The 24,309-nt window shown below is 72.2% G+C and carries 22 protein-coding genes; 13 read left to right on the top strand and 9 right to left on the bottom strand.

All coding sequences use genetic code 11. The features are described from left to right. The first annotated feature begins 3 nt into the window (after positions 1-3). The 5 genes from ACFYO8_RS18935 (at position 4) to rny (ending at position 5,399) form a co-directional block, all read left to right on the top strand. A complete protein-coding gene (locus ACFYO8_RS18935) occupies positions 4-204 on the top strand; it encodes a DUF3046 domain-containing protein (RefSeq protein ID WP_354865544.1) in 201 nt (66 codons plus the stop codon). 185 nt (positions 205-389) lie between these two features. Continuing rightward, on the top strand, positions 390-1,439 hold the full coding sequence (recA, locus tag ACFYO8_RS18940) for a recombinase RecA (protein WP_354865542.1): 1,050 nt from the start codon (positions 390-392) through the stop codon (positions 1,437-1,439). An 11-nt stretch (positions 1,440-1,450) separates the two neighbouring features. Next, a complete protein-coding gene (locus tag ACFYO8_RS18945; RefSeq protein WP_354865540.1) occupies positions 1,451-2,143 on the top strand; it encodes a regulatory protein RecX in 693 nt (230 codons plus the stop codon). A gap of 47 nt (positions 2,144-2,190) precedes the next feature. Then, a complete protein-coding gene (locus ACFYO8_RS18950; protein ID WP_354865538.1) occupies positions 2,191-2,928 on the top strand; it encodes a 3-keto-5-aminohexanoate cleavage protein in 738 nt (245 codons plus the stop codon). A 704-nt stretch (positions 2,929-3,632) separates the two neighbouring features. After that, positions 3,633-5,399, top strand: a complete 1,767-nt coding sequence (gene rny / locus ACFYO8_RS18955) for a ribonuclease Y (RefSeq protein ID WP_354865536.1) — start codon at positions 3,633-3,635, stop codon at positions 5,397-5,399. Between the two features lie 67 nt (positions 5,400-5,466). Here rny and ACFYO8_RS18960 read toward each other — a convergent pair whose 3' ends face one another. The 4 genes from ACFYO8_RS18960 to ACFYO8_RS18975 all read right to left on the bottom strand — a co-directional run bounded on the left by ACFYO8_RS18960 (position 5,467) and on the right by ACFYO8_RS18975 (position 8,817). Then, positions 5,467-6,342, bottom strand: a complete 876-nt coding sequence (locus ACFYO8_RS18960) for an amino acid ABC transporter permease (RefSeq protein WP_355096652.1) — start codon at positions 6,340-6,342, stop codon at positions 5,467-5,469. Continuing rightward, positions 6,339-6,995: an amino acid ABC transporter permease gene (locus ACFYO8_RS18965; RefSeq protein ID WP_354865532.1), complete on the bottom strand. Its 657-nt coding sequence runs from the start codon at positions 6,993-6,995 to the stop codon at positions 6,339-6,341. Before ACFYO8_RS18965 ends, ACFYO8_RS18960 begins: the two co-directional genes overlap by 4 nt. Positions 6,996-7,073: 78 nt before the next feature. Next, complete coding sequence (locus tag ACFYO8_RS18970; protein ID WP_354865530.1) at positions 7,074-8,009, bottom strand: glutamate ABC transporter substrate-binding protein; 936 nt, start codon at positions 8,007-8,009, stop codon at positions 7,074-7,076. Between the two features lie 52 nt (positions 8,010-8,061). Further along, positions 8,062-8,817: an amino acid ABC transporter ATP-binding protein gene (locus ACFYO8_RS18975; RefSeq protein ID WP_354865528.1), complete on the bottom strand. Its 756-nt coding sequence runs from the start codon at positions 8,815-8,817 to the stop codon at positions 8,062-8,064. A 198-nt stretch (positions 8,818-9,015) separates the two neighbouring features. On the opposite strand from ACFYO8_RS18975, the gene selD reads away from it, so the two are divergent. Next, positions 9,016-10,005 (top strand): selenide, water dikinase SelD, encoded by a 990-nt coding sequence (selD, locus tag ACFYO8_RS18980; protein WP_354865526.1) that lies wholly within the window; start codon positions 9,016-9,018, stop codon positions 10,003-10,005. A gap of 213 nt (positions 10,006-10,218) precedes the next feature. Further along, positions 10,219-10,698 (top strand): hypothetical protein, encoded by a 480-nt coding sequence (locus ACFYO8_RS18985; protein WP_354865524.1) that lies wholly within the window; start codon positions 10,219-10,221, stop codon positions 10,696-10,698. An 85-nt stretch (positions 10,699-10,783) separates the two neighbouring features. Here the strand turns inward: ACFYO8_RS18985 and ACFYO8_RS18990 are convergent, their stop codons facing one another. Then, positions 10,784-10,933, bottom strand: a complete 150-nt coding sequence (locus ACFYO8_RS18990) for a DUF2277 family protein (RefSeq protein WP_354865522.1) — start codon at positions 10,931-10,933, stop codon at positions 10,784-10,786. A gap of 20 nt (positions 10,934-10,953) precedes the next feature. On the opposite strand from ACFYO8_RS18990, the gene miaB reads away from it, so the two are divergent. After that, positions 10,954-12,453: a tRNA (N6-isopentenyl adenosine(37)-C2)-methylthiotransferase MiaB gene (miaB, locus tag ACFYO8_RS18995; RefSeq protein WP_354865520.1), complete on the top strand. Its 1,500-nt coding sequence runs from the start codon at positions 10,954-10,956 to the stop codon at positions 12,451-12,453. Between the two features lie 67 nt (positions 12,454-12,520). Here miaB and ACFYO8_RS19000 read toward each other — a convergent pair whose 3' ends face one another. Together ACFYO8_RS19000 and ACFYO8_RS19005 are read right to left on the bottom strand one after the other, a co-directional pair. After that, the gene (locus ACFYO8_RS19000; RefSeq protein WP_354865518.1) at positions 12,521-14,140 is read right to left on the bottom strand and encodes a cellulase family glycosylhydrolase; all 1,620 of its coding nucleotides are present in this window, start codon (positions 14,138-14,140) and stop codon (positions 12,521-12,523) included. Positions 14,141-14,455: 315 nt separating this feature from the next. Further along, the gene (locus tag ACFYO8_RS19005) at positions 14,456-15,664 is read right to left on the bottom strand and encodes a DUF349 domain-containing protein (protein ID WP_354865516.1); all 1,209 of its coding nucleotides are present in this window, start codon (positions 15,662-15,664) and stop codon (positions 14,456-14,458) included. Between the two features lie 206 nt (positions 15,665-15,870). Between ACFYO8_RS19005 and ACFYO8_RS19010 the strand changes: the two genes are divergently transcribed. Genes ACFYO8_RS19010 through dapF form a run of 3 tightly spaced genes read left to right on the top strand, consistent with a single transcriptional unit; the run spans position 15,871 to position 18,348 of the window. Next, entirely contained in the window at positions 15,871-16,590 is a 720-nt protein-coding gene (locus ACFYO8_RS19010) for a hypothetical protein (RefSeq protein ID WP_354865514.1), read from the top strand. Further along, positions 16,587-17,492 carry a tRNA (adenosine(37)-N6)-dimethylallyltransferase MiaA gene (gene miaA / locus ACFYO8_RS19015; RefSeq protein ID WP_354865512.1) on the top strand — a complete coding sequence of 302 codons (906 nt, stop codon included), beginning with the start codon at positions 16,587-16,589 and terminating at the stop codon, positions 17,490-17,492. The genes ACFYO8_RS19010 and miaA overlap by 4 nt, the downstream gene beginning before the upstream one ends. A gap of 7 nt (positions 17,493-17,499) precedes the next feature. After that, positions 17,500-18,348 (top strand): diaminopimelate epimerase, encoded by an 849-nt coding sequence (dapF, locus tag ACFYO8_RS19020; RefSeq protein ID WP_354865510.1) that lies wholly within the window; start codon positions 17,500-17,502, stop codon positions 18,346-18,348. Between the two features lie 57 nt (positions 18,349-18,405). Here the strand turns inward: dapF and ACFYO8_RS19025 are convergent, their stop codons facing one another. Further along, the gene (locus ACFYO8_RS19025) at positions 18,406-19,878 is read right to left on the bottom strand and encodes an NAD-dependent malic enzyme (RefSeq protein ID WP_354865508.1); all 1,473 of its coding nucleotides are present in this window, start codon (positions 19,876-19,878) and stop codon (positions 18,406-18,408) included. Positions 19,879-20,074: 196 nt separating this feature from the next. Here ACFYO8_RS19025 and hflX point away from each other — a divergent pair, with 196 nt between their 5' ends. Next, on the top strand, positions 20,075-21,538 hold the full coding sequence (gene hflX, locus ACFYO8_RS19030; protein WP_355094188.1) for a GTPase HflX: 1,464 nt from the start codon (positions 20,075-20,077) through the stop codon (positions 21,536-21,538). 50 nt (positions 21,539-21,588) lie between these two features. Continuing rightward, positions 21,589-23,325, top strand: coding sequence for a hypothetical protein (locus ACFYO8_RS19035; protein WP_387257371.1), 1,737 nt, complete (start codon positions 21,589-21,591; stop codon positions 23,323-23,325). Between the two features lie 56 nt (positions 23,326-23,381). On the opposite strand, the gene lexA is transcribed toward ACFYO8_RS19035, so the two are convergent. Further along, positions 23,382-24,164 (bottom strand): transcriptional repressor LexA, encoded by a 783-nt coding sequence (gene lexA / locus ACFYO8_RS19040; protein ID WP_013284750.1) that lies wholly within the window; start codon positions 24,162-24,164, stop codon positions 23,382-23,384. Positions 24,165-24,309: the final 145 nt, after the last annotated feature.

The raw sequence follows: 24,309 nt of genomic DNA on the forward strand, positions 1-24,309 counted from the left end.
CACGTGCGGCTGACCGACTTCTGGACGCGGCTGGAGAATGCGTTCGGCCCGGGGTACGCGGCCAGCATCGCCAGCGACCAGGTGCTGTCCCAGCTCGGCGGGCGGACCATCGAGCAGGCCCTCGCCGCCGGTGAGGAAACGCACGTGGTGTGGCGTGCCGTGGTCGCCGCATATCCCGACCGGGTGCCCGCCCGGCTACGCTGAGCAGCCTTTTCGTCGATCCCGCGTGTCGCTTGCCCAGTCGTACACCTGTTCGGCTATTGTCCACAGCGGGGTGCTCGTCCACAGCTCACGGCCCGTCGGCTGGTTTTCTGTCGGACCCAGCGCCTAGCGTGTCCCGCGTGACGCGAAGCTCAGGAAAGACGCCGGCGAAGGCAGGGGTGGCAACGATGGCAGCAGGGCCTGACCGGGAGAAGGCGCTCGACCTTGCTCTCGCTCAGATCGACAAGCAGTTCGGCAAGGGTTCGGTGATGCGCCTGGGGGAGCGGCCTGTCGTGCAGACGGCCGTCATCCCGACCGGCTCCATCGCGCTCGACGTGGCGCTCGGCGTGGGCGGTCTGCCCCGCGGCCGGGTGGTCGAGATCTACGGTCCGGAGTCCAGCGGTAAGACCACCGTCGCGCTGCACGCGGTGGCCAACGCCCAGCGGGCCGGTGGCATCGCCGCGTTCATCGACGCGGAGCACGCGCTCGACCCGGACTACGCGCGGGCCCTCGGCGTCGACACCGACGCCCTGCTGGTCTCCCAGCCGGACACCGGCGAGCAGGCGCTGGAGATCGCGGACATGCTGGTCCGCTCCGGCGCGATCGACATCATCGTGATCGACTCGGTGGCTGCCCTGGTGCCGCGCGCCGAGATCGAGGGCGAGATGGGCGACAGCCACGTCGGTCTGCAGGCCCGGCTGATGAGCCAGGCGCTGCGGAAGATCACCGGCGTGCTCAACAACACCGGCACCACCGCGATCTTCATCAACCAGCTCCGCGAGAAGATCGGCGTGATGTTCGGCAGCCCGGAGACCACCACCGGTGGCCGGGCGCTGAAGTTCTACGCCTCGGTCCGGCTCGACGTGCGCCGCATCGAGAGCCTCAAGGACGGCACCGACGTGGTCGGTAACCGCACCCGGGTCAAGGTCGTGAAGAACAAGGTCGCCGCGCCGTTCAAGCAGGCCGAGTTCGACATCATGTACGGCAAGGGCATCTCCCGCGAGGGCTCGCTGATCGACGTCGGCGTGGAACAGGCGATCATCCGCAAGTCCGGCGCCTGGTACACCTACGACGGCGACCAGCTCGGCCAGGGCAAGGAGAAGGCCCGCGAGTTCCTCCGCGAGAACCCGGACGTGGCGGCCGAGATCGAGAAGAAGATCCTGGAGAAGCTCGGCGTCGGCACCGGTGGTGCGGGCGACGCCGCCGGTGGCCCGGAACTGCCGCCGGTCGACTTCTGATCCGCTGACCGGTGGCAGGACGACGCGCCCGTACGGGCCGGGGCTGGGATGCCAGCCCATCTCGTACGGGCGACGCCACAGGTACGCCCCGGCCCCGCCGGGGGCGCCGTGATCGCGCGGCGGAGCCCGATGCAGGGGAGGCTCCGGCTCCGCCGCGCGACGAGGCCGAGCTGGCCCGGGAGATCTGCCTTCGGCAGCTCGCGGTGCGTCCGCGCACCCGGGCCGAGCTGGCCGGCGCGCTGGCTCGTCGGGGCATCTCCGAGGAGGTCGCCGAGCAGGTCCTCGACCGCTACGACGAGGTCGGCATCGTCGACGACGCCGCCTTCGCCCGCGCCTGGGTGAGCAGTCGGCACACCGGCCGAGGGCTGGCCCGCCGGGCGCTCGCCAACGAGCTGCGCCAGCGCGGTGTCGACGGCGAGGTGGCCGGCGCGGCCCTGGACGGGCTGGACGAGGAGACCGAGGCGCAGACCGCCCGCGCCCTGGTGGAACGGAAACTGCGCAGCACCCGGGGCGAGCCGGACGCGGTGTTCCGCCGCCTGGTCGGCATGCTGGCGCGCAAGGGCTACCCGCCCGGGGTGGCGATCCGGGCGGTGAAGGACGCGCTGGCCGCGCAGAGCGCCGAGGCGGCCGAGTTCGCCGAGCACATCGACGCCGACGCGATGGCCGACGCCGAGCACGACCTCGACTCCCGCCGGCTCGACTGACCGACCGGCCGTGTCGGCCGCTGTCCCGAGGGGAGAGGCGCACACCAGTGCTGAAGGCGTGTCTCAACGGCACCCGACGGCGGGACGAGCACCCCGCCGTGCCGCTCACCCCGGCCGAACTGGCCGCCGACGCGGTGCGCTGCGCGACCGCCGGGGTGGCCGCGGTGCACGTGCACCCGCGCGACGAGGCCGGCGCCGAATCGCTCGACCCGGCCGCGATCGCCGCGGCGGTCAGCGCCATCCGGGCCGCCCGTCCCGGTCTGCCGGTCGGGGTGAGCACCGGCGCCTGGATCGTCCCCGACCCGGCGGAGCGGGTCGCCGTGGTCCGCGCCTGGACGGTGCTGCCCGACTTCGCCTCGGTCAACGCCCACGAACCCGGAGCGGCCGAGGTGGCCGTCGCCCTGAGCGAGCGCGGCGTGATGGTCGAGGCCGGTCTGTGGACCCTGGCGGCTGTCGACGCCTGGCGCCGCTGGTCCGCACCCACCGGGCGGATCCTTGTCGAGTGCATGGCCGAGCAGGTCGAGACGGCACTCGCCGACGCGGCGGCGATCCTGGCCGCGCTGCCCGGCGGGCACCCGCCGGTGCTGCTGCACGGTGAGGGTCCGGCCACCTGGCCCGTGTACGCCGACGCGCTCCGGCGCGGCCTGCACACCCGGATCGGCCTGGAGGACACGCTACTGCTGCCCGACGGCACCACTGCTCCCGACAACGCCACCCTGGTAACCACCGCCCGCACCCACCCCGCCGTCCCCGACACCCCCAACGCCCACCCGGCCCAGCCCTGAACCGGCCGCCCGCTGTGTGGTGGGAGGGCTGGGGGTGACGTCAGCTCCTTGATCAACGGGGTTGCCGGGGCTGTGTGGCGCCCGCGAGGGTGGGGAAGAGCTGAGCAGGTCGGGGAGGCGGGGCTGGTGCGTTTGCGGGGTGAGGTTTGTCCTGGCCTGTCCGGGATCTGATCACCACTGAGTGACGTCGCAACTTCTCTCCGTCCGGGTGGTTTGATCATGACTAGTTGACCGAATGGCCCCTCGCGACCTAGCCTCGCCATACAGGCTCACTTTGCCCGACCAGCGCAGGCTAAGCGCACAACATAGATCTCGTAACAGAACAGCATCACTTTGGCCAGCCACACCGGCCCTTGACGGGGCGCTCCGGGAACCTCCGGAACCTCCGACAACTGCAACCGGCCGTCAGCGGTGCCCTCACGGGGGGCACCGCCGACGGAAAGCTGCCCAGGGCCAGCCGCTCCGGTCGGGCGTACAGAGCCGCAGGCGCGTGTCCTTCACGCGTGCTGCGGCGCCGACGTTCAGGGGGAGGCGGCCATGGCAGGGCGGCACAGGTTCACCGGCGGACTGCCACACGGCCCCGACCTTTCCGCGACGGGCGACACGCCCCGTACCGCCACCGCGCCCCGGTGGGCCGGCGACGCCGGGCGGGTCGTCGAAGCGGGGCGGGCGGACGTGCCCGTGTACCGGCTCGGAGCGGCCGGATGAGCGCCTTCGACATCGTCCTCCTCGTGGTCGTGCTGCTGCTCGTCGCGGTGGTGGTCGGCGCCGTGCTGTTCGGCGTGCGTACCCTCAAGCGGCTCAGCCTGGCGCCCGCGCCGGAGGATCCGGCCTTCATCGCGGAGAAGGACCGGCAGGAGCAGTCCCTCGCGGCGTTGCGGACGGCCGCCGACGAGGTGAACAGCACCATCGACGTGGCGAAGTCCGCGGCCTCCGCGGCCCGGGCCGAGGCGGCCGCCGCGAAGGCGGAGGCGAAGGCCGCCCGGGCCGAGGCGCGGCGGGTGCTCGACGACGCCCGTGCCGAGGCCGACACGGTGCTGGAGCGGGCGCACAAGCAGGCCGAGGCGGACGCCGAGCAGCTGCGTACCGCCGCGCGGCGCAGCGGCGAGCGGGAGGTGGCGGTGCTCGCCGCCACCACCCGGGAGCAGGCGGCCGAGGTGGAACGCCGTGCCGCCCGGATGGACGAGCGGGAACGGCTGCACACCGAGGAGGTGGAGCGACTGGCCGAGCGGGAGCGGCAGCTCACCGCCGCCACCGCGGCGCTGGCCGCCCGGGAGGCCGCCCTGGCCGAGCGGGAGCGGACGCTGACCGAGGTGGAGGAGCAGCGTCGCCGCGAGCTGGAGCGGGTGGCCGGGCTGACCGCCGACGCGGCCCGCGTCGAGCTGGTCGAGTCGATCGAGGGGCAGGCGAAGCGGGAGGCCGCGCTGCTGGTCCGGGAGATCGAGGCGGACGCCCGGGGCAGCGCCGAGCAGCGCGCCCGCAACATCGTGGTCGACGCCATCCAGCGGGTCGCCAGCGAACAGACCGCGGAGAGCGTGGTCAGCGTCCTGCACCTGCCTGGTGACGAGATGAAGGGACGCATCATCGGCCGGGAGGGGCGCAACATCCGCGCCTTCGAGTCGGTGACCGGCGTCAACCTGATCATCGACGACACCCCCGAGGCGGTGCTGCTGTCCTGCTTCGACCCGGTACGCCGGGAGGTCGGCCGGGTCACGCTGGAGAAGCTGGTGCTGGACGGCCGCATCCACCCGCACCGGATCGAGGAGGTCTACGACCTGGCCCGGCAGGAGGTGGAGGAGCTGTGCCACCGGGCCGCCGAGGACGCGCTGGTCGAGGTCGGCATCACCGAGATCCACCCGGAGCTGGTGACGCTGCTGGGCCGGTTGCGCTATCGCACGTCGTACGGGCAGAACGTGCTCAAACACCTGGTGGAGACCGCGCACATCGCCGGCGTGATGGCCGCCGAGCTGCGGCTGGACGTGCCGACGATCAAGCGGTGCGCGTTCCTGCACGACATCGGCAAGGCGCTCACCCACGAGGTGGAGGGCAGCCACGCGATCATCGGCGCGGACGTGGCCCGCAAGTACGGCGAGAGCGAGGACGTGGTGCACGCCATCGAGGCGCACCACAACGAGGTGCCGCCGCAGACCATCGAGGCGGTGCTGACCCAGGCGTCGGACGCCTGCTCGGGCGGGCGACCGGGCGCGCGGCGGGAGAGCCTTGAGGCGTACGTGAAGCGGCTGGAGCGGATCGAGGAGATCGCGGCCGGCAAGCTGGGTGTGGAGAAGGTCTTCGCCATGCAGGCGGGCCGGGAGATCCGGGTGATGGTCAAGCCGGACGACGTGGACGACATCGGCGCGGCGGTGCTGGCCCGGGACGTGGCCAAGCAGATCGAGGAGGAGCTGACCTACCCGGGGCAGATCCGGGTGACCGTGGTGCGCGAGTCGCGGGTCACCGAGATCGCCCGCTGAGCGGCGGCGAGACGAAGAACGGGCGGGTGGGGGTGGAACCCCACCCGCCCGCTTCGTGTCCGTCGACTCACAGAGGCGTGACGCCGGTGCCGCCGTCGGTCTGCGTCGCCGGCAGCGGCTTGGCGGCGCTGCGCGGCAGCCGGGTCAGCCGCTTCTGCAACCACCAGGCCAGCACCGACAGCAGGCCGCAGATGCTGATGTAGATGGCCGCGACGATCAGGTACGTCGGCACGTACGGCAGGCCGAACGCCAGCCGGCCGCCGATCTGCTTGCCCACGAACAGCAGCTCCGGGTACGTGATGATGAAGCCGAGCGCGGTGTCCTTGAGCAGGACGACGAGCTGGCTCACGATCGCCGGGAGCATCGACCGGAACGCCTGCGGCAGCAGGATCAGCCGCAGCACCTGGTTCTTGCGCATGCCCACCGCGTACGCGCCCTCGGACTGCCCGTACGGCACGGCGTTGACGCCGGCGCGGAAGATCTCCGCGAGCACCGAGCCGTTGTAGAGCGTCAATCCGATGACCAGCGCCCAGAACTTGTCGATCGGCCAGCCGTACTGCAGCGGCACGTAGTAGCCGAAGAAGATCAGGATCAGCAGGGGGATCGCGCGGAACAGCTCCACCACGAACGTGGCCGGAGCGCGGAACAACACCTTGTCGCTGAGCCGGGCGCTGGCGAAGAACGCGCCGAACAGCAGTGCCAGCACGGTGGCGACGGCGGCGACCTTCAGCGTGGCCCAGAGGCCGTTGAGCAGCTCGCGCTGCACGGCCGCGTACTGGAACTGCTCCCACTTGCGGGCCTCGAACTGGCCGGTCTGGTCGAACTTGTAGACCACGAACGCGAGCAGCGCGACGATCGCGGCGATCGAGACGATGCCGAGGATCCGGTTGCGCAGCCGGGCCTTCGGGCCGGGGATGTCGTAGAGGATGCTGTTGCTGCTCATCGGGCCACCGCCCACTTGCGCTCGAGGAACCGCTGGAGCACCACCAGCGGGAGGATCAGGATGAGGAAGCCGATCACGATCCAGGTGAGCACGATGAACTGCGGCTCACCCCGTTCCGACATGTACGCCGGAATGGCGCCCGCCTCCAGCACCGAGAAGCCCGCCGCGATCGTGGTGTTCTTCAGCATGGCGATGAGCACGCTCATCATGGGCGGGACCATGGCCCGCAGCGCCTGCGGCAGCACGATCAGCGTCAGCACCTGGGCGAACGTCATGCCCAGCGCGCGGGCCGCCTCGGCCTGACCGGTGGCGACCGTGTTCACGCCGGAGCGGATCACCTCGCAGATGAACGCCGACGTGTAGGCGATCAGCGCGATGCAGGCGCTGTTGAAGTAGTCGATGTTCACGTCCAGCTTCGGCACCGCGAAGACGAGGAACGCGAACACCAGGGTCAGTGGGGTGTTGCGGACCAGGTTGACGTACGTGGCGCCGAACGCCCGCAGCGCGGGGATCGGGGACACCCGCATCGCGCCGAGCAGTGTGCCGAGGACGAGGCTGCCCACGCCGGCGATCAGGAACAACTTGACTGTGTTGTAGAACCCGTCGCGGAACAGGCTCGCGTTGTCCGTCAGGACGCGGAAGAACTCGCCCATACCTCGCTCTCACTCTCTCCAGACGGGGCCGGGCGGGGAGGACGACCTCCCCGCCCGGCCCGACGTCGGTGCGGACCGTCAGTACCGCTCGAGCTGCGGCGGGGTGGCCGGCGAGCCGGACTTGCCGAGCGTGCCGTCGTAGACCTTCTTCCAGGTGCCGTCGGTGAACGCGGCCTCGATCTGGTTGTTCACGTAGTCACGCAGCGCCTTGTCGTCCTTGGGCAGGCCGATGCCGTACTTCTCGGTGCTGAACGGCTGGCCGACGACCTTGAGCTCGTCCGGGTTCTGCGCGGCGTAGCCCTTGAGGATGGCGTCGTCGGTGGTCACCGCGTCGACCTTCTTGTCGAGCAGCTGCGAGACGCACTCGGAGTAGGTCTTGAACTCGACGATGTTCTCGCCCTCGGTCAGGCCCTCGTCGCGGACCTTCTGAATCGGCGTGGAGCCGGTGACCGAGCAGACCTTCTTGCCCTTGAGGGTGTCCTTGCCGGTGATCGACGACTCGTCCTTGCGGACCAGCAGGTCCTGGCCGGCGACGAAGTACGGGCCGGCGAAGGAGACGTCGTTCTTGCGCTTGTCGGTGATCGAGTACGTGCCGACGTAGTAGTCGATCTCGCCACCCTTGATGGCGGTCTCCCGGTTGGCGGACGCGATCTCCTTGTACTCGATCTTCGCCGGGTCGACGCCGAGCGTGCTGGCGACGTACTGGGCGATCTCGATGTCGAAGCCGCAGCGCTTGCCCTGGGCGTCCTTGTAGCCGAGGTTCGGCTGGTCGAACTTGACGCCGATGACGACCTTGCCGGCCGACTTGATCTTCTCGAAGGCCGGGCTGCCGGCGACGGCGGCGTCCGTCTTGGGGGTGAAGGTGACACCCGAGCTGGTGCAGCTGTCACCCTGCGCACCGCCGCTGGCGTTGCCGCCGCCGCTGGGGGCGGGGTCCCCCTCCTTGCCGCAGGCCGCCGCGGACAGGGCGAGCGAGGCCATCACGGCCACCGCCGCCACGCGCTTGAAACGCATACTCATTCTCCTTCTTCGATGGAGCCGACGTCGTGGCTCCACATACGGGCGCTCAGTGGGTGAGGATTTTGGAGAGGAAGTCCTTGGCCCGCTCGCTGCGCGGGTTCGCGAAGAACTCGGTCGGCGGCGCGTCCTCGACCAGCTTGCCGTCGGCCATGAAGATGACCCGGTTGGCCGCGTGCCGGGCGAAGCCCATCTCGTGGGTGACCACGACCATGGTCATGCCCTCGCGGGCCAGCGACGTCATCACGTCCAGCACCTCGCCGACCATCTCCGGGTCCAGGGCGCTCGTCGGCTCGTCGAACAGCATCGCCTTGGGCTGCATGGCCAGCGCGCGGGCGATCGCCGCCCGCTGCTGCTGGCCGCCGGAGAGCTGCGCGGGGTACTTGTCGGCCTGGTTGGCGATGCCGACGCGGTCCAGCAGCGCCAGCCCGCGTTCACGGGCGGCGGCCGGCTTCTCCTTGCGGACCTTGACCGGCCCCAGCGTGACGTTCTCCAGGATGGTCTTGTGCGCGAAGAGGTTGAACGACTGGAACACCATGCCGACCTCGCTGCGCAGCTTGGCCAGGGGCTTGCCCTCGGCCGGCAGCGGCTGCCCGTCGAAGGTGATGGTGCCCTTGTCGATCGGCTCCAGCCGGTTGATGGTGCGGCAGAGCGTCGACTTGCCGGAGCCGGACGGGCCGATGACCACGACCACCTCGCCCCGTTCGACGGAGAGGGACACGTCGTCGAGCACGTGCAGCGGCCCGAACCACTTGTTGACCCCGTCGAGCACGATCAGCGGGTCGCCCGTCGTCACGTCGTCCACCGTCCCTGTCGTCCATGGCGGAACTCGGGGGTCGGTCGACCCCCGGTTGGGCAACTGTAGGCGGGGTGACGTGGCAGAACGCAACTCAGATGGTCACGGAGCGGTAACACCGATCACCGGCGTACCGGCCCGTCCGAATTTCGTCACCGTCGGGTGGGCCGACTGGCGCCGTCGCCGCAGGCGGGAGATCATGAGGCGGTGACCGACGCGATCCGGCTGACCGACTACGCCCGCGGTGGCGGCTGCGCCTGCAAGATCCCGCCCGGCGAGCTGGAGGTGATGGTCGCCGGTCTCGGCGCCACCGGTGGCTCGGCCGACCTGCTGGTCGGCCTGGAGAACGGCGACGACGCCGCGGTGGTCCGGCTGGACGAGCGGACCGGCCTGGTCAGCACCGCCGACTTCTTCACCCCGGTGGTCGACGACGCCTACGACTGGGGGCGCATCGCCGCCGCCAACGCGCTCTCCGACGTGTACGCGATGGGCGGCATCCCGCTGGTCGCGCTCAACCTGCTCTGCTGGCCGCGCGGCGTACTGCCGCCGGAGATGGCCCGCGAGGTGCTGCGCGGCGGTCTGGACGTGGCCCGGGAGGCGAACTGTCACCTGGCCGGCGGGCACAGCGTGGACGACGACAGCCCGAAGTACGGCCTGGCGGTGACCGGCGTGGTCCGGCCGGACGAGCTGATCACGCTCGACGCCGGGCGGGCCGGCCTGCCGCTGTCGCTGACCAAGCCGCTCGGGGTGGGCGTGCTCAACACCCGCCACAAGCAGACCGGGCAGCGCTTCCCCGAGGCGGTCGATTCGATGGCCCGCCTCAACCGGGACGCGGCCCGCGCGGCGATCGCCGCGGGCATCCGCTGCGGCACCGACGTGACCGGCTTCGGCCTGCTCGGGCACGCCTCGAAGCTGGCCCGCGCGAGCCGCCTGACGGTGGCGATCGACGCGGCGGCGGTGCCGTACCTGCCGGGCGCACGGGAGGCGCTGCGCGACGGGTACGTCAGCGGCGGCACCCGGCGCAACCTGGAATGGGTCGTCCCGTGGACCGACTTCGGCGGCGCAGACGAGGGGGAGCGGCTGCTGCTTGCCGACGCGCAGACCTCGGGCGGGCTGCTGGTCGCCGGTGAGGTGCCCGGCGGCACGGTGATCGGTGAGCTGCTGCCGGCCTCGGAGCACCTGATCCGGGTCCGCTGAGCCTCGACTCGCGGCGTGGCCGGTGCGCCGGCGCGGCACCGTACCCGATAAACTGTCATCTTCCAGATACTCTGGGCAACGTCGCCCGGAGGGAATTTTGCCCGGAATGGTCACAGACCGGTAACTTGCGCCCGGCTGAGGGCAAATGCCCTCCACCATCGTCAGTAAGGCCCGATCCGGAGGCCGATGGAACGAGCGCAGCGAGGAGGCGGCATGACCGAGCTGTGGAACTGGAGAATCGACGGCGGCGAGCCGGTGGAGGTCTACCCGGCGCTGGCCGAGGCACTCGGCCGGGTGGTGATGCCCATGGCCGTCGCCGACCCGGTCCGGCTCCCCGCGTACGCGGTGGTCTGCGACGTGTGGGAGGCGCCCGGGCTGTACGGCACGGTGGTCGACTGTTACGGGGTGCCCGAGAACCTGTCCGAGCTGCCCGCCCTCGCGGCGCTGGCCCGGCTGCTGGGCCGCAACTGCCTGATGCGTGACGACACGCTCGACGCCGGCCGGCACCTGCTGGTCGCGCCGGACGGCACGATCCGGCCGGTGCACTTCGACGTGGCCGACACCGACGACGGCGAGGTGCTCAGCCACCACCGGCTCTGCACGGTCGCCGACGCGCGCTGCCGGGGCTGGTCGCAGTGCCACCGCTCCCGCTGGGCCCCGGACACGGTCGCCCCGGCGCTCGCCGCCGCCTGAGCGCGGCCGCGCTCAGACGGGGCTCGCCGCCGGGTGGACGCCGGCCCGCCGTGCCCGGCCGGCGGCGAGCGCGCGGCCGTCCGGCTCAGCCCTGGGCCGCCGGCTGCTGTCCCCGCACCACGAGATGGTCGAGCAGCGTCGCGGTGGCGGCGGCCACGGCGTCCACCGCGGCCTCGAACGCGGCGGCGTCGTGCGCCGCCGGGGTCTCCTCCTCGTTCGATCCGATCGACTCCACCCGGATACGCTGTCCGGGTCATGACTACCGCAGCGGCGGGCAGCCCGCGCACCTACCAGGTGCGTACGTACGGCTGCCAGATGAACGTGCACGACTCCGAGCGCATCTCCGGCCTCCTCGAGGACGCCGGGTACGTGCGTGCCCCCGAAGCCGACGATCAGCCCGACGTGGTGGTGTTCAACACCTGCGCGGTCCGGGAGAACGCCGACAACCGGCTCTACGGCAACCTGGGTCATCTGCGCCCCGTGAAGGCCAAGCACCCGGGGATGCAGATCGCCGTCGGCGGCTGCCTGGCCCAGAAGGATCGCGGCGACATCGTCCGCAAGGCCCCCTGGGTGGACGTCGTCTTCGGCACGCACAACATCGGCTCGCTGCCGGCGCTGCTGGACCGGGCGCGGCACAACGCCGCGGCCGAGGTCGAGATCCTGGAGTCGCTGGAGGTCTTCCCCTCCACGCTGCCGACCCGGCGCGAGTCGACGTACGCCGGATGGGTCTCCATCTCCGTCGGCTGCAACAACACGTGCACGTTCTGCATCGTGCCCTCGCTGCGCGGCAAGGAGAAGGACCGCCGCCCCGGTGACATCCTCTCCGAGGTCCGCGCGCTCGTCGACTCCGGCGTGCTGGAGGTGACGCTGCTCGGGCAGAACGTCAACTCCTACGGCGTCGAGTTCGGCGACCGGTACGCCTTCGGCAAGCTGCTGCGCGCCTGCGGGGACATCGACGCGCTGGAGCGGGTGCGGTTCACCAGCCCGCACCCGAAGGACTTCACCGACGACGTGATCGCCGCGATGGCCGAGACGCCGAACGTCTGCCACTCGTTGCACATGCCGTTGCAGTCCGGCTCGGACGACGTGCTGCGGGCGATGCGCCGCTCGTACCGGTCGGAGCGTTACCTGGGGATCATCGAGAAGGTGCGGGCGGCGATGCCGGACGCGGCGATCACCACAGACATCATCGTCGGCTTCCCCGGCGAGACCGAGGCCGACTTCGCCCGCACGCTCGACGTGGTCCGGGAGGCCCGGTTCTCCTCGGCGTTCACGTTCCAGTACTCCAAGCGACCCGGCACACCGGCCGCCACGATGGACGGGCAACTGCCCAAGCAGGTCGTGCAGGAGCGCTACGAGCGGCTGATCGCCTGTGTCGAGGAGATCACCTGGGCGGAGAACAAGAAGCTCGTCGGCGAGACCGTCGAGGTGCTGGTGGCGGTCGGCGAGGGCCGCAAGGACGAGCGCACCGGCCGGATGTCCGGCCGGGCCCGCGACGGCCGGCTGGTGCACTTCGCGACCGGTGACCTGGCCGGGCGGATCCGCCCCGGCGACATCGTGCACACAGCCGTCACGTACGCCGCCCCGCACCACCTGAACGCCGACGGTGCGCCGGCGGCGCACCGGCGCACCCGGGCCGGGGACGCGGCCGAGGCGGGACAGGTCCCGCGTACCCCAGGGGTGCTGCTCGGACTGCCGACGGTCGGTGCGCCGGCCGCCGCGCCCGCCCCGGTCGGCGGCTGCGCCGCCCACTGACCTCGGGTAAGGAAGGGCCCTCTTCAACACTCGGTGTTGAAGAGGGCCCTTCCGCTACCGGAGACCGTCAGCAGGCGGTGCCGTTGAGCTTCACGCTGCCCGGCGTGGCGGCGGTGCCGTTGGCGGTGAAGCCGACGGTGACCGACGCGCCCGGCGCCAGCGACGACGCCCAGGTCGGCGCGGCGGCCGTCACGGTGGTGCCGGACTGCGTGACTGTGGCGTTCCAGCCGCTGGCCAGCGTCACCCCGGACGGCCAGGTCCAGGTGGCCGACCACGGGTTCACCGCGGCGGTGCCGGTGTTCTTCACGGTCAGCTCGCCCTGGAAGCCACCCGCCCAGGAGTTGATCTGCTTGTAGCTCGCGGTGCAGCCACCGGTGGGCGGCGGCGGGGTCGTGGGCGCCGGCGAGGTGTTCGGCGTGCCGGTGGGGGACGGGCTGGTGGTGCCGCCACCGCCGGTCGGCGGGATCAGGTACGGCGTGAGGATGTCCTGCTTCGGCTGGTTGATCGTGGTCCAGTCGTCGTTGGCGATGCCACCGGTGTCACCGGAGTTCGGGTTCCACGACCAGTACGTGAACGACATGCCGTTCACCCCGGTGCCGGTGTACGCCATCAGGTTCTGCAGCCAGATCTTGTCCTTGGGGTCCTGGAGCGTGGTGCCGAACTCGCCCATCATGATCGGCGCGATGTTCTGCTTGTAGAGGTAGCCCCAGTACTTGTCCCAGATGGCCGGCATGTTCGCCGGGTACGACGGGTCGTCGAACCACGCCTGGCGGTACACCGAGGTGGCGTACTCGTGCGGCGAGTAGACCAGCCGGTTGGCCACGTTCAGCCGGACCGGGAACTGCCCGGCCTTGGACAGGTTGCCGCCCCACCAGCCGCAGTCCTCGTCGTTGCTGGGGTCGTTGTCCCAGACGTTCGACAGGCCGCCGCTCGGGCAACTCACCCCCTCCACGAAGATCAGCCAGTTCGGCTGCACGCCGAGGACCGCGTTGCCGGCCCGCTCGGCGGCCAGCCGCCAGTCCCGGGCGGTGTCGCCGCAGCCCCAGCAGGCGCCGGTGGCGGCCGGGTTGGTGCCCTCGGCGTGCGGCTCGTTGTGCAGGTCCGCGCCGATCACAGTGGTGTTGCCGGCGTACCGCTGGGCCAGCATCTTCCAGTCGTTGATCCAGGTCGCCTCGGAGACCGTCGAGGTGTACCAGAGCGGCGACTGCCCGGCCGACGTCGGCCGGTGCCGGTCCAGGATGACCCGCATCCCCTTGCTGCCCGCGTAGTCGATGACCTTGTCGAGGATCTGCAGCGGGGAGAGCCCGATCAGGTCCGGGTTGACGAAGTCGTTGATGCCGGTCGCGGTCGCGCCGGGCTTCAGCGCGTCGTTCGAGTACGGGAGCCGCAGCGTGTTGTAGCCCAGCCGGGCCATGGTGTCGAGCTGGGAACGCCACGGGTTGCTCGACCACAGGCCGTGGAACGTCTTGTTGTCGGTCTCCATCCCGAACCAGTTGATGCCGGTCAGCCGGACGGTGGCGCCCGTACTGTCGACGATCTTGTTGCCGCTGGTGTGCAGGTAGCCGGTGCCGGTGCCACCGGCCGCAGCGGCGGCCGGTGCGGTGGAGACGGCGGCGGCGACGAGAACGCCGGCCGCGGCGGTGGCGAGCGCCGTCAGGGCGCCGCCGAGGGCGGTGCGTCGGTGCATGGGAGCTCCACTTCGGATGCCCGCGCCGCATGGGCGCCGCGGGCGGCAGGACCAGGAGGATCGGCCCGCTCCTCATCGAGTACGCGCGACAGCGCGCGCCGGGCCGGTCACGTGGACGGCCACTCGCGGGAATGCGCGCCGGCGATCGTCGACGGCGAAGATCAGCCGTCGATGCCCTCGTGCCGGTGCCGGAACCTGGCTCCGCCGCTCATTCTGATCAGCCTGCCTCGATGCGTCAACCCGGCCCCGGACGCAGGTGAGCCCCCGGCCGACCCGGCCGGGGGCTCACCTGGTGTGTGTCGCTGGGTGCTTGCGTCAGCCGGCCTGCTCGGCGAGCTGGAGGAACTGCCGCTTCGAGGCGAGCGCCTGCTCCGCCTCCTTGACCCGCCGGGCGTCACCGGCGGCCTGGGCCCGGGCCAGCCGGTCCTCGGCCTCGGCGACCTGGGCGCGCATCTGCGCCAGCAGCGGGTTGTCCTCCTTGGTGGTCCGCCGCCACGCCGAGTCCATCACCTGGCGGACCTTGTCGTCCACGGCCCGCAGCCGGCGCTCCAGCCCGGCGGCGGCCTCGCGGGGCACCCGGCCGGCCTCGTGCCACTGCGCCTGGATCTCCCGCAGCTTCGCCTGGGCGCCCTTCGGGTCGCCGTCGACGTCGAGCGCCTCGGCCTCGGCCAGCAGCGCCTCCTTGCGCTCCAGGTTGGCGCGCTGCTCGTTGTCGCGGGCCGAGAAGACCTCGCTGCGGCGGGTGAAGAACTCGTCCTGCGCGGCCCGGAACCGTTCCCAGAGCTTCTGCTCGGCCTCCTTGGCGGCGCGCGGCGCGGCCTTCCACTGGGCCATCAGGTCCTTGAGCTGACCGGCGGTGACACCCCAGTCGCTGGAGTCCTTGAGCTTCTCCGCCTCGGCGACCAGCTCCTCCTTGACCGTCTGCGCCTGCTTGCGCTGCTGGTCCAGGGTGGCGAAGTGGGCGCCCCGGCGACGGGTGAAGCCGTCCCGGGCGGCGGCGAACCGCTTCCACAGCTCACCGTCGGTCTTCTTGTCGACGCCGCGGATGGTCTTCCACTCGTCGAGGATCTCCTTGAGCCGGTCACCGGCGGTCTTCCAGCCGGTCGACTCGGCGGCCAGCTTCTCGGCCTCCTCGACCAGGGCGGTCTTGCGCGCCAGCGCCTCGACCCGGGCGGCCTCGCGGGCCGCCTTGGCCTCGCCGGCCTTCTCCTCGGCGACGGCGGCCAGCTTGTCCAGGCGGGCGGCAAGGGCGTCGATGTCACCGACCACGTGCGCCTCGGCCAGCGACCCACGGATCCGGCGGATGGTGGTCAGGGAGTGGCCGGCGTCAGCAGCGCCCGAGTTGAGCCGGGCCTCGGTCAGATCGACCTCGGTCACCAGGTCGGCGTAGCGCCGGGCGAAGTGGGCGAGCCCTTCCTCCGGTGCACCTGCCTGCCAGGATCCGACCACCCGCTCGCCCTCGGCGGTCTTGACGTAGACGGTGCCGTCCTCGTCGACCCGTCCGTAGGCAGTCCAGTCGCTCATGTGCCCATCCTCGTTCTCCCGGCGTCGAGGGGACAGCCCCCCTCGCTCGCCGCCACGGCGCAGCAAACTTTCTCCCGGCATTGTCACAGGTCCGCCCCCGTCCGTGTCGAGCGCCTGTCGCCGACCGTGACCATACGGTGTTGTACGCCCTCGATGGCCGGATCGGCGCGGGGACGCACCGGGGGATCGGCGATAGGTTTGGGGGCGTGCCACTGGTCGCCGCCGCCGTCTGCCCCCACCCGCCGTTGATCGTGCCCGAGCTGGCCGGCGCCGCCGCGCCCGAGCTGGACGACCTGCGCGCCGCCACCGACGCCGCGGTGGCCCGGCTGCTCGCCGCCGGACCCGAGGCGATCCTGCTCGTCGGCGGCGGGTGGGAGACCGTCCGGTTCAGCACCGCCGAGCACGGCTCGCTGCGCCCGTACGGGCTGAACCGCCACGTGCGGCTCTGGAAGGTCAACTGCGAGGGTGGTGTGCGTCTGCCGTTGAGCCTGACCATCGGCGCCTGGCTGCTCGACCGCTCCGGCACCGCCCTGCCCCGCTTCGCCCGGGCGGTGGCCCACGACGCCACCCCGGCCGAGTGCGCGGCCTTCGGCGCGGGCCTGCTCCACGACGAGGACCCGCCGGTCGGGCTGCTCGTGCTCGGTGACGGGTCCGCGTGCCGGGGCGTCACCGCGCCGGGGTACGACGACCCGCGCGCCGAGGCGTACGACGAGGGGGTCGCCGCGGCCCTGGCCGGCGCGGACGCGGAGGCGCTGCGCGGCCTGGACCCGGTGCTCTCGGCGCAGCTGCGGGTCGCCGGGCGGGCGCCGTGGCAGGTGCTGGCCGGCGCCGTCGAGGCGGCGGGCGGCGACTGGCGTGGTGACCTGAGCTACCACAGTGCCCCCTACGGCGTGGCCTACTTCGTGGCGAACTGGGAGCAGTCATGACCGTCGTGGCGGTGGTCGGGCCGACCGCGGCCGGGAAGTCGGCGCTGAGCATCGCACTGGCGCACGCGCTCGGCGGCGAGGTGGTCAACGCCGACTCGATGCAGCTCTACCGGGGCATGGACATCGGCACCGCGAAGCTGACACCGGCCGAGCGCGAGGGCGTGCCGCACCACCTGCTGGACATCTGGCCGGTGACCGAGCCGGCCAGCGTCGCCGAGTACCAGACGCTGGCCCGCGCGGCGGTCGACGACATCCTGGCCCGGGGGCGGGTGCCGCTGCTGGTGGGCGGTTCGGGGCTGTACGTGCGGGCGGTGCTGGAGCGGTTCGAGTTCCCCGGCACCGACCCGGCGCTGCGGGAGCGGCTGGAGGCGGAACTGGCGGCGGTCGGCCCCCTGCCGCTGCACGCGCGGCTGGCCGAGGCGGACCCGGGCGCGGCGGCGAGCATCCTGCCCACCAACGGCCGCCGGATCGTACGGGCACTGGAGGTGATCGAGCTGACCGGCGCCCCGTTCACCGCCTCGCTGCCGTCGCCCACGCCGTACTACCCGTCCGTCCAGCTCGGTGTGGACCTGGACACCGCGCGCCTGGACGAGCGGATCGCGCTGCGGGTGGACCGGATGTGGGCCGACGGGCTGGTCGACGAGGTGCGGGCGCTGGTCGGCGAGGGGCTGCCCGAGGGACGGACGGCCAGCCGGGCGCTCGGCTACCAGCAGGTGCTGCGGTTCCTGGCCGGTGAGCTGACCGAGACCGAAGCGTACGAGGAGACGATCCGCGCCACCCGCCGTTTCGTCCGGCGGCAGCGCTCCTGGTTCCGGCGTGACCCGCGCGTCACCTGGCTGGACTCGGCCTCGCCCGGGTTTCTCGACACTGCCCTGCGGGTGGTCGCCGAGCATCGGCGATGATGGGGGCGTGGAGTTCACAAAGGGGCACGGCACCGGCAACGACTTCGTCATCCTGCCCGACCCGGACGGCGCCCTCGACCTGACACCCGGCCTGGTCGCCGCGCTCTGCGACAGGCGGCGCGGGCTCGGCGCCGACGGCGTGCTGCGCGTGGTGCGCGCCGCCAAGCACCCCGAGGGCGTCGCGCTGGCCGGCGAGGCCGAGTGGTTCATGGACTACTGGAACTCCGACGGCTCGTTCGCCGAGATGTGCGGCAACGGGGCCCGCGTGTTCGTCCGCTACCTGCTGGACCGTTCGCCGGCCGCCGCCCCGTCCGGCGGGACGCTGCCCATCGCCACCCGCGCCGGTCTGGTGCGGGCCCGCGTCGAGGGCGCCGACGTGGCGGTCGAGATGCGCCGTCCCCGGCTGTACGACACGGCCACCGCCACGCTCGGCGGGCTGACGGTGCCCGGCACCGCGGTGGACGTCGGCAACCCGCACCTGGTGTGCCCGCTGCCCGCCGCGCTGGAGCTGGCCGCGCTGGACCTCACCCGCGCGCCCGAGGTCGACGCCTCGATGTTCCCGGCCGGGGTGAACGTCGAGTTCACCACGCCGGGTGAGCCGGTCGCCGGCACCGACGGGCACGTGCTGATGCGGGTCTACGAGCGCGGCTCCGCCGAGACGCTCTCCTGCGGCACCGGCGCGTGCGCGGTGGCGGCGGTGGCGTTGCGCGACGCCGGCCTGGACACCGGCGCGGTGGCGGTGGACGTGCCCGGCGGGCGTCTCACGGTCACCGTGACGGCCGACTCCTGCTGGCTGTCGGGCCCCGCGGTCCTGGTGGCGACGGGCACCCTGACCCCCGCCGCCCTGCGCCCCTGACCGTCGCCCGCCGGCCCCGGGGCCGGTGATCTCGCACCAGGCGGCGCGGGGACGGCGTCAGGGGGTGGCGCTGGCGTTGGCGGCGATCTCGGGCAGGTCGGCGGGACCGGGATCGGCCGCCGGGGCCGGCGTCGCGGCCGGGTTCTGGGCGGCGGCCCGTACCGCCGCGGCCACCGCCGGGGCGACCCGGGAGTCGAAGACGCTCGGCACGATCACCGTCGGGTTGATCTTTTCCTCGCCGACCACGTCCGCGATGGCCCGGGCGGCGGCGATCGCCATCTCCTCGGTGAACTCCTCGGCGTGCGCGTCGAGCATGCCGCGGAACACGCCGGGGAAGGCGAGCACGTTGTTGATCTGGTTCGGCTGGTCCGAGCGGCCGGTGGCGACCACCGCGGCGTACTTGCGCGCCTCCCGCGGGTCCACCTCCGGGTCGGGGTTGGCGAGCGCGAAGACGATCGAGTCCTTCGCCATCGCGGCGACGTCGTCGCCGGTGAGCAGGTTCGGCGCGCTCACGCCGATGAACACGTCCGCGCCGCGTACCGCACCGGCCAGGTCGCCGGAGTAGTTCTCCTTGTTGGTGTTCTCGGCCAGCCACTGCCACGCCGGGTTGAGGTCCGGCAGTCCGCGGTGCAGGGCGCCCCTGCGGTCGTACGCGATGATGTCGCCCACGCCCTGACGCAGCAGCAGCTTCATGATCGCGGTGCCGGCGGCGCCGGCGCCGGAGACCACGACCCGGACGTCCGCGAGCTGCTTGCCCACGACGCGCAGCGCGTTCGTCAGCGCGGCCAGCACGCAGATCGCGGTGCCGTGCTGGTCGTCGTGGAAGACCGGGATGTCGAGCGCCTCGCGCAGTCGGGCCTCGATCTCGAAGCAGCGCGGCGCGGCGATGTCCTCCAGGTTGATCCCGCCGTACGCGGGCGCGATCGCCTTGACGATCGCCACGATCTCGTCGGTGTCCTGGGTGTCGAGCACCACCGGCCAGGCGTCCACCCCGCCGAAGCGCTTGAACAGGGCCGCCTTGCCCTCCATCACCGGCAGCGACGCGGCCGGCCCGAGGTTGCCGAGGCCGAGCACCGCGGTGCCGTCGCTGACCACGGCGACGGTGTTGCGCTTGATGGTGAGCCGGCGGGCGTCGGCCGGGTTCTCCGCGATCGCCATGCAGACCCGGGCGACCCCCGGGGTGTACGCGCGGGACAGCTCGTCACGGGTGCGCAGCGCGATCTTCGGGGTGACCTCGATCTTGCCGCCGAGGTGCAGCAGGAACGTCCGGTCGGAGACCTTGCGCACGTCGACCCCGTCGAGCGCGGTGAGCGCGTCGACCACCTGGTCGGCGTGGCCGGCGTCGGCGGTGTCGCAGGTGAGGTCGACGATCACGTTCGTCGGGTCGGAGTCGACCACGTCGAGCGCGGTGACGATGGCGCCGGCCTCGCCGGCGGCGGTGGTGAGCCGGCCGATGGAGGAGGCGTCGGCGGGTACCGCGATCCGGATGGTGATGGAGAATCCGGCACTCGGCAGTCGTGTGTTTGCCACGAGAAACTCCTCCGTCGGCGCTGAGCGGCTCGACTGGCATTTCTACTCGCCTGGCCAGGTCGCCCGGCATCCGCCCCCGCTACCGGTCGGTAGCGTCACGGGCATAAGACAGGTGCGCCCGGCGTTGACACATGTCAGGATTGCTGTCACGCGCCGAAAATTCTCGGCGATGCACATAACGGACAGGAGACGCGATTTGCGCGAGCAGGAGACCTTCCATCCCTACGAGGACGACGAGCTCGACGCCACCACGGGCGAGTACGAGCTGTCGGAGCGGCAGGCGCTGCGGCGGGTCCCCGGCCTCTCCACCGAACTCACCGACATCACCGAGGTCGAATACCGCCAGCTCCGGCTGGAGCGGGTCGTCCTGGTGGGGGTCTGGACCGAGGGCACCCAGTCCGACGCCGACAACAGCCTCACCGAGCTGGCGGCGCTGGCCGAGACGGCCGGCTCGCAGGTGCTCGAAGGGCTGATCCAGCGCCGGCACCGGCCCGACCCGGCCACGTACATCGGCCGCGGCAAGGTCGACGACCTGGGCGCGGTGGTGCTGTCCACCGGCGCCGACACGATCATCTGCGACGGTGAGCTGTCGCCGTCGCAGCTGCGCAACCTGGAGCAGCGCACCAAGGTCAAGGTGGTCGACCGGACCGCCCTGATCCTGGACATCTTCGCCCAGCACGCCAAGAGCAAGGAGGGCAAGGCGCAGGTCGAGCTGGCCCAGCTCCAGTACCTGCTGCCGCGCCTGCGCGGTTGGGGCGAGACGCTGTCCCGGCAGACCGGCGGTAGCGGCCGCGGCGGTGGCGCCGGCGGCGGCGTGGGCCTGCGCGGTCCCGGTGAGACGAAGCTGGAGACCGACCGGCGGCGCATCCGCCACCGCATCGCGCGGCTGCGCCGCGAGATCAAGAGCATGGCGACGGTACGCCAGACCAAGCGTGCCCGGCGTACCCGTAACGCGGTGCCCGCGGTGGCCATCGCCGGCTACACGAACGCCGGCAAGTCCAGCCTGCTCAACCGCCTGACCGGTGCGGGCGTACTGGTGGAGAACGCGCTGTTCGCCACGCTGGACCCGACCACCCGCCGGGCCACCACGTCCGACGGGCGGCTCTACACGCTGTCCGACACGGTCGGGTTCGTCCGACACCTGCCGCACCAGATCGTCGAGGCGTTCCGCTCCACCCTGGAGGAGGTCGCCGACGCCGACCTGGTGGTGCACGTGGTCGACGGCACCCACCCGGACCCGGAGGAGCAGGTCCGGGCGGTCCGCGAGGTGCTCGCCGAGGTGGGCGCCGACCGGCTGCCGGAACTACTCGTGGTGAACAAGACCGACGCCACCGGCGAGGAGACGATGCTGCGGCTCAAGCGGCTGTGGCCGGATGCGGTCTTCGTCTCCGCCCACAGCGGGCGCGGCGTCGACGAGTTGCGCGAGACGGTCGAGCGGCGCTTGCCGCGGCCGGCCGTCGAGGTGCGCGCCGTGCTGCCGTACGACCGGGGTGACCTGGTCGCCCGGGTGCACCGGCAGGGTGAGGTGCTCAGCACCGCGCACCTGCCCGAGGGCACGCTGCTGCACGTACGGGTCAACGAGGGACTGGCCGCGGAACTCGCGCCCTACCGGGCGGGCGACCGGCTGACCAGCGACGAGCGGGTGGGTGCCGGGCGGTGAGCCGTCCGGCGTCACCCGCCGGAAACCCGCTCCGTGCGACACTGAGCGTCATGCGGCACGTTGTCTCCTCGGTCACGCTCGCGCTCGGCCTGGTCGGCGCGGTCGTGGCGCCGGCCGGGCCGGCCCCGGCGGCACCCGCCGCGGCCCCCGTGCTGGCCGCGGCACCCAAGAAGAAGTGCACGGTCGAGGACGGACGCCTCCGCGAGTTGTCCGGGCTCGTCGCCACCGCGGGCGGGTACGTCGTGGTGAACGACAGCTCGGACGACCCCGCCCGCAAGCGGGTCTTCTATCTGGACTCCAAGTGCAAGGTGGACAAGGAGGTCCGTTACTCCGGTGACGGCCCGCTCGACACCGAGGACCTGGCGCTCGGGCCGGACGGCAAGACGCTCTGGATCGCCGACACCGGCGACAACATCGACAAGAAGACCCGCCGGGAGCGGGTCGCGGTGTGGACGATGCCGCTGAGCGGCTCGAAGCAGCCGGTGCTGCACCGGCTCACCTACCCGGGCAAGGAGCCGCACGACGCGGAGGCACTGCTCGTCGGCGACGACAACATGCCGTTGGTGATCACGAAGGAGCTCTCGGGCAAGGCGGAGCTCTATACCCCGACGGCGAAGCTGAAGGCGGGCGGCGACCCCGAGCCGATCCCGATGAAGAAGGTCGGCGAGGTCACGCTCCCGAAGACCAGCACCGACAACAAGCTCGGCGGGCCGGGCCGGGTGCTGGTCACCGGCGCCGCCCGCTCACCCGACGGCGGCAAGGTGGTGCTGCGCACGTACGCCGACGCGTTCGAGTTCGACGTCACCGGCGGCGACATCGTCAAGGCGATCACCACGGGCAAGCCCCGGGTCACGCCGCTCGCCGATCCGTTCGGCGAGGCGATCTCCTACACGCCGGACGGCAAGGCGTTCGTCACCGTCTCCGACGGCGGCACGCTCGACGACTCGGACCCGATCGACATCCTCAGCTACACCCCGTCCACGAAGGGCGCGGAGGCGCTTCCCAACGGCGGCGAGGCCCCGACCAAACCGGCAGCCAAGCAGTCCTGGCTCGCAGGGCTCTCGCTCGACGAGATCACGTACCTGATCGCGGCGGTCGGGGTGCTCGGCGCGCTCCTGGTCGGCGCGGGGGTCTTCGGCATCCTGCGGGCGCGGCGCAAGCCGGCGCCCCGGGCGCCCGCCGACGAGCCCGAGCGCAGCGGCGAGTTCCCGGTCAACAGCGGCTTCCCGTCGGCGGAACGGCCGGACGTCCCGCCCAGAGGCGCGGTCTACGGAGGCGGTGGCCAGGGCGGCGTGTACGGCGGCGCCGCGAACGGCGACCGTCCCCAGGGTGGCGGTGTCTACGGCGGCGGCCAGCCGGGCGGCGGCGTGTACGGCGGCCGACCCCAGGGCGGCGGCCCACAGGGCGGTGGCCGTCCTCCGGGTGGTGGCCGTCCCCCGGGTCCTGACCGTCCCCCGGGTCCTGACCGTCCGCAGGGTGGTGGCGTCTACGGCGGCGCCCCGGCCGGCGGTGGGCGCGGCGGGGGCCAGGGCGGCGGCGCGGACCAGGCCGGTCCCGGTGTCCCCGGCGGTGGTGCCCCCCGGGGCGGCCGGGGTGGCGGCTCCGGCGGCGGCCCGGGACACCGTGGCCAGCCCAACGGCGGCGGACCGCGCGGCGAGGGCGGCCGGGCCGAGCCGCCGCGTCGCGGATCGGATCCGCGTGGCGCGCGGCGCGACGACGGCTACGACGACAGGGGTCGGTACGGCCCGGTGCCCGGCGGCCGGGAGTACCGCGGCGACCGCTACTGAGACGACGCGAAGAGGGGGTGACCGGTCGCCGGTCACCCCCTCTTCGTCGCTGTCGGTCAGATGCGGCGCAGCACCGCCACCACGCGACCCATGATGGTGGCGTCGTCGCCGGGGATCGGGTCGAAGGCCGGGTTCTGCGGCATCAGCCAGACGTGCCCGTCGCGGCGCCGGTAGGTCTTCACCGTCGCCTCACCGTCGAGCATCGCGGCCACGATGTCGCCGACCTCGGCGTTGGGCTGCTGCCGGACGACCACCCAGTCGCCGTCACAGATCGCCGCGTCGAGCATCGAGTCGCCCTTGACCTGGAGCATGAAGACCTCGCCTTCGCCGACCAGCTCGCGGGGGAGGGGGAAGATGTCCTCCACGGCCTGCTCGGCCAGGATCGGCCCACCGGCGGCGATGCGACCCAGCATCGGCACGTACGCCGGGGCGGGCCGCTGCGCACGGGCCGCCTCGTCGTCGGCCTCGCCCGGCGCGCGGACGTCGACGGCGCGCGGCCGGTTCGGGTCGCGGCGCAGGAAGCCCTTCTTCTCCAGCTCCTTGAGCTGGTAGGCGACGCTGGACGGGGACACCAGCCCGACCGCCTCGCCGATCTCGCGCACGCTCGGCGGGTAGCCGTGGCGCTCGACCCAGTTACGGATGAACTCCAGGATCCGCCGCTGCCGGGCGGTCAGGTCGACAGTGGCCGGGTCGGGGAAGCTGCTCACCACCGGGGTGACCGGACGCACCGCCGCGGGGGCGGTGCGACTGCGGGCGGTGCGGGGGCGACGGGTCGCCGGAGGACCCGCCCCGTCGTTCGGCTGCGGGTTCTTCTGCCGGCTGGCCCGGTCCTCGGTCACGTCCGTCCCTCCCTGGTCGGCGCTGGGGTGCCTCGTCGGCTCGTGGTGCGTGTGGTCTGACCGTATAGGTGAGATCGGCCATTTTCAAACATCTGTACGACCTGCTGTCGGCGTGTCGCGCCGAATTCCTGGATTTCCGAACTGG

Source organism: Micromonospora sp. NPDC005257 (assembly GCF_042872445.1).
Classification (GTDB): domain Bacteria; phylum Actinomycetota; class Actinomycetes; order Mycobacteriales; family Micromonosporaceae; genus Micromonospora.

Excerpts from the sequence above, each read along its gene's own strand:
- ACFYO8_RS18960 (WP_355096652.1), bottom strand. The coding sequence starts at position 6,342 with ATGAGCAGCAACAGCATCCTCTACGACATCCCCGGCCCGAAGGCCCGG.
- miaA (WP_354865512.1), top strand. The coding sequence starts at position 16,587 with ATGACCGTCGTGGCGGTGGTCGGGCCGACCGCGGCCGGGAAGTCGGCG.
- ACFYO8_RS18965 (WP_354865532.1), bottom strand. The coding sequence starts at position 6,995 with ATGGGCGAGTTCTTCCGCGTCCTGACGGACAACGCGAGCCTGTTCCGC.
- ACFYO8_RS18970 (WP_354865530.1), bottom strand. The coding sequence starts at position 8,009 with ATGCGTTTCAAGCGCGTGGCGGCGGTGGCCGTGATGGCCTCGCTCGCC.
- miaB (WP_354865520.1), top strand. The coding sequence starts at position 10,954 with ATGACTACCGCAGCGGCGGGCAGCCCGCGCACCTACCAGGTGCGTACG.
- ACFYO8_RS19005 (WP_354865516.1), bottom strand. The coding sequence starts at position 15,664 with ATGAGCGACTGGACTGCCTACGGACGGGTCGACGAGGACGGCACCGTC.
- rny (WP_354865536.1), top strand. The coding sequence starts at position 3,633 with ATGAGCGCCTTCGACATCGTCCTCCTCGTGGTCGTGCTGCTGCTCGTC.
- ACFYO8_RS19035 (WP_387257371.1), top strand. The coding sequence starts at position 21,589 with ATGCGGCACGTTGTCTCCTCGGTCACGCTCGCGCTCGGCCTGGTCGGC.
- ACFYO8_RS19000 (WP_354865518.1), bottom strand. The coding sequence starts at position 14,140 with ATGCACCGACGCACCGCCCTCGGCGGCGCCCTGACGGCGCTCGCCACC.
- recA (WP_354865542.1), top strand. The coding sequence starts at position 390 with ATGGCAGCAGGGCCTGACCGGGAGAAGGCGCTCGACCTTGCTCTCGCT.
- ACFYO8_RS18985 (WP_354865524.1), top strand. The coding sequence starts at position 10,219 with ATGACCGAGCTGTGGAACTGGAGAATCGACGGCGGCGAGCCGGTGGAG.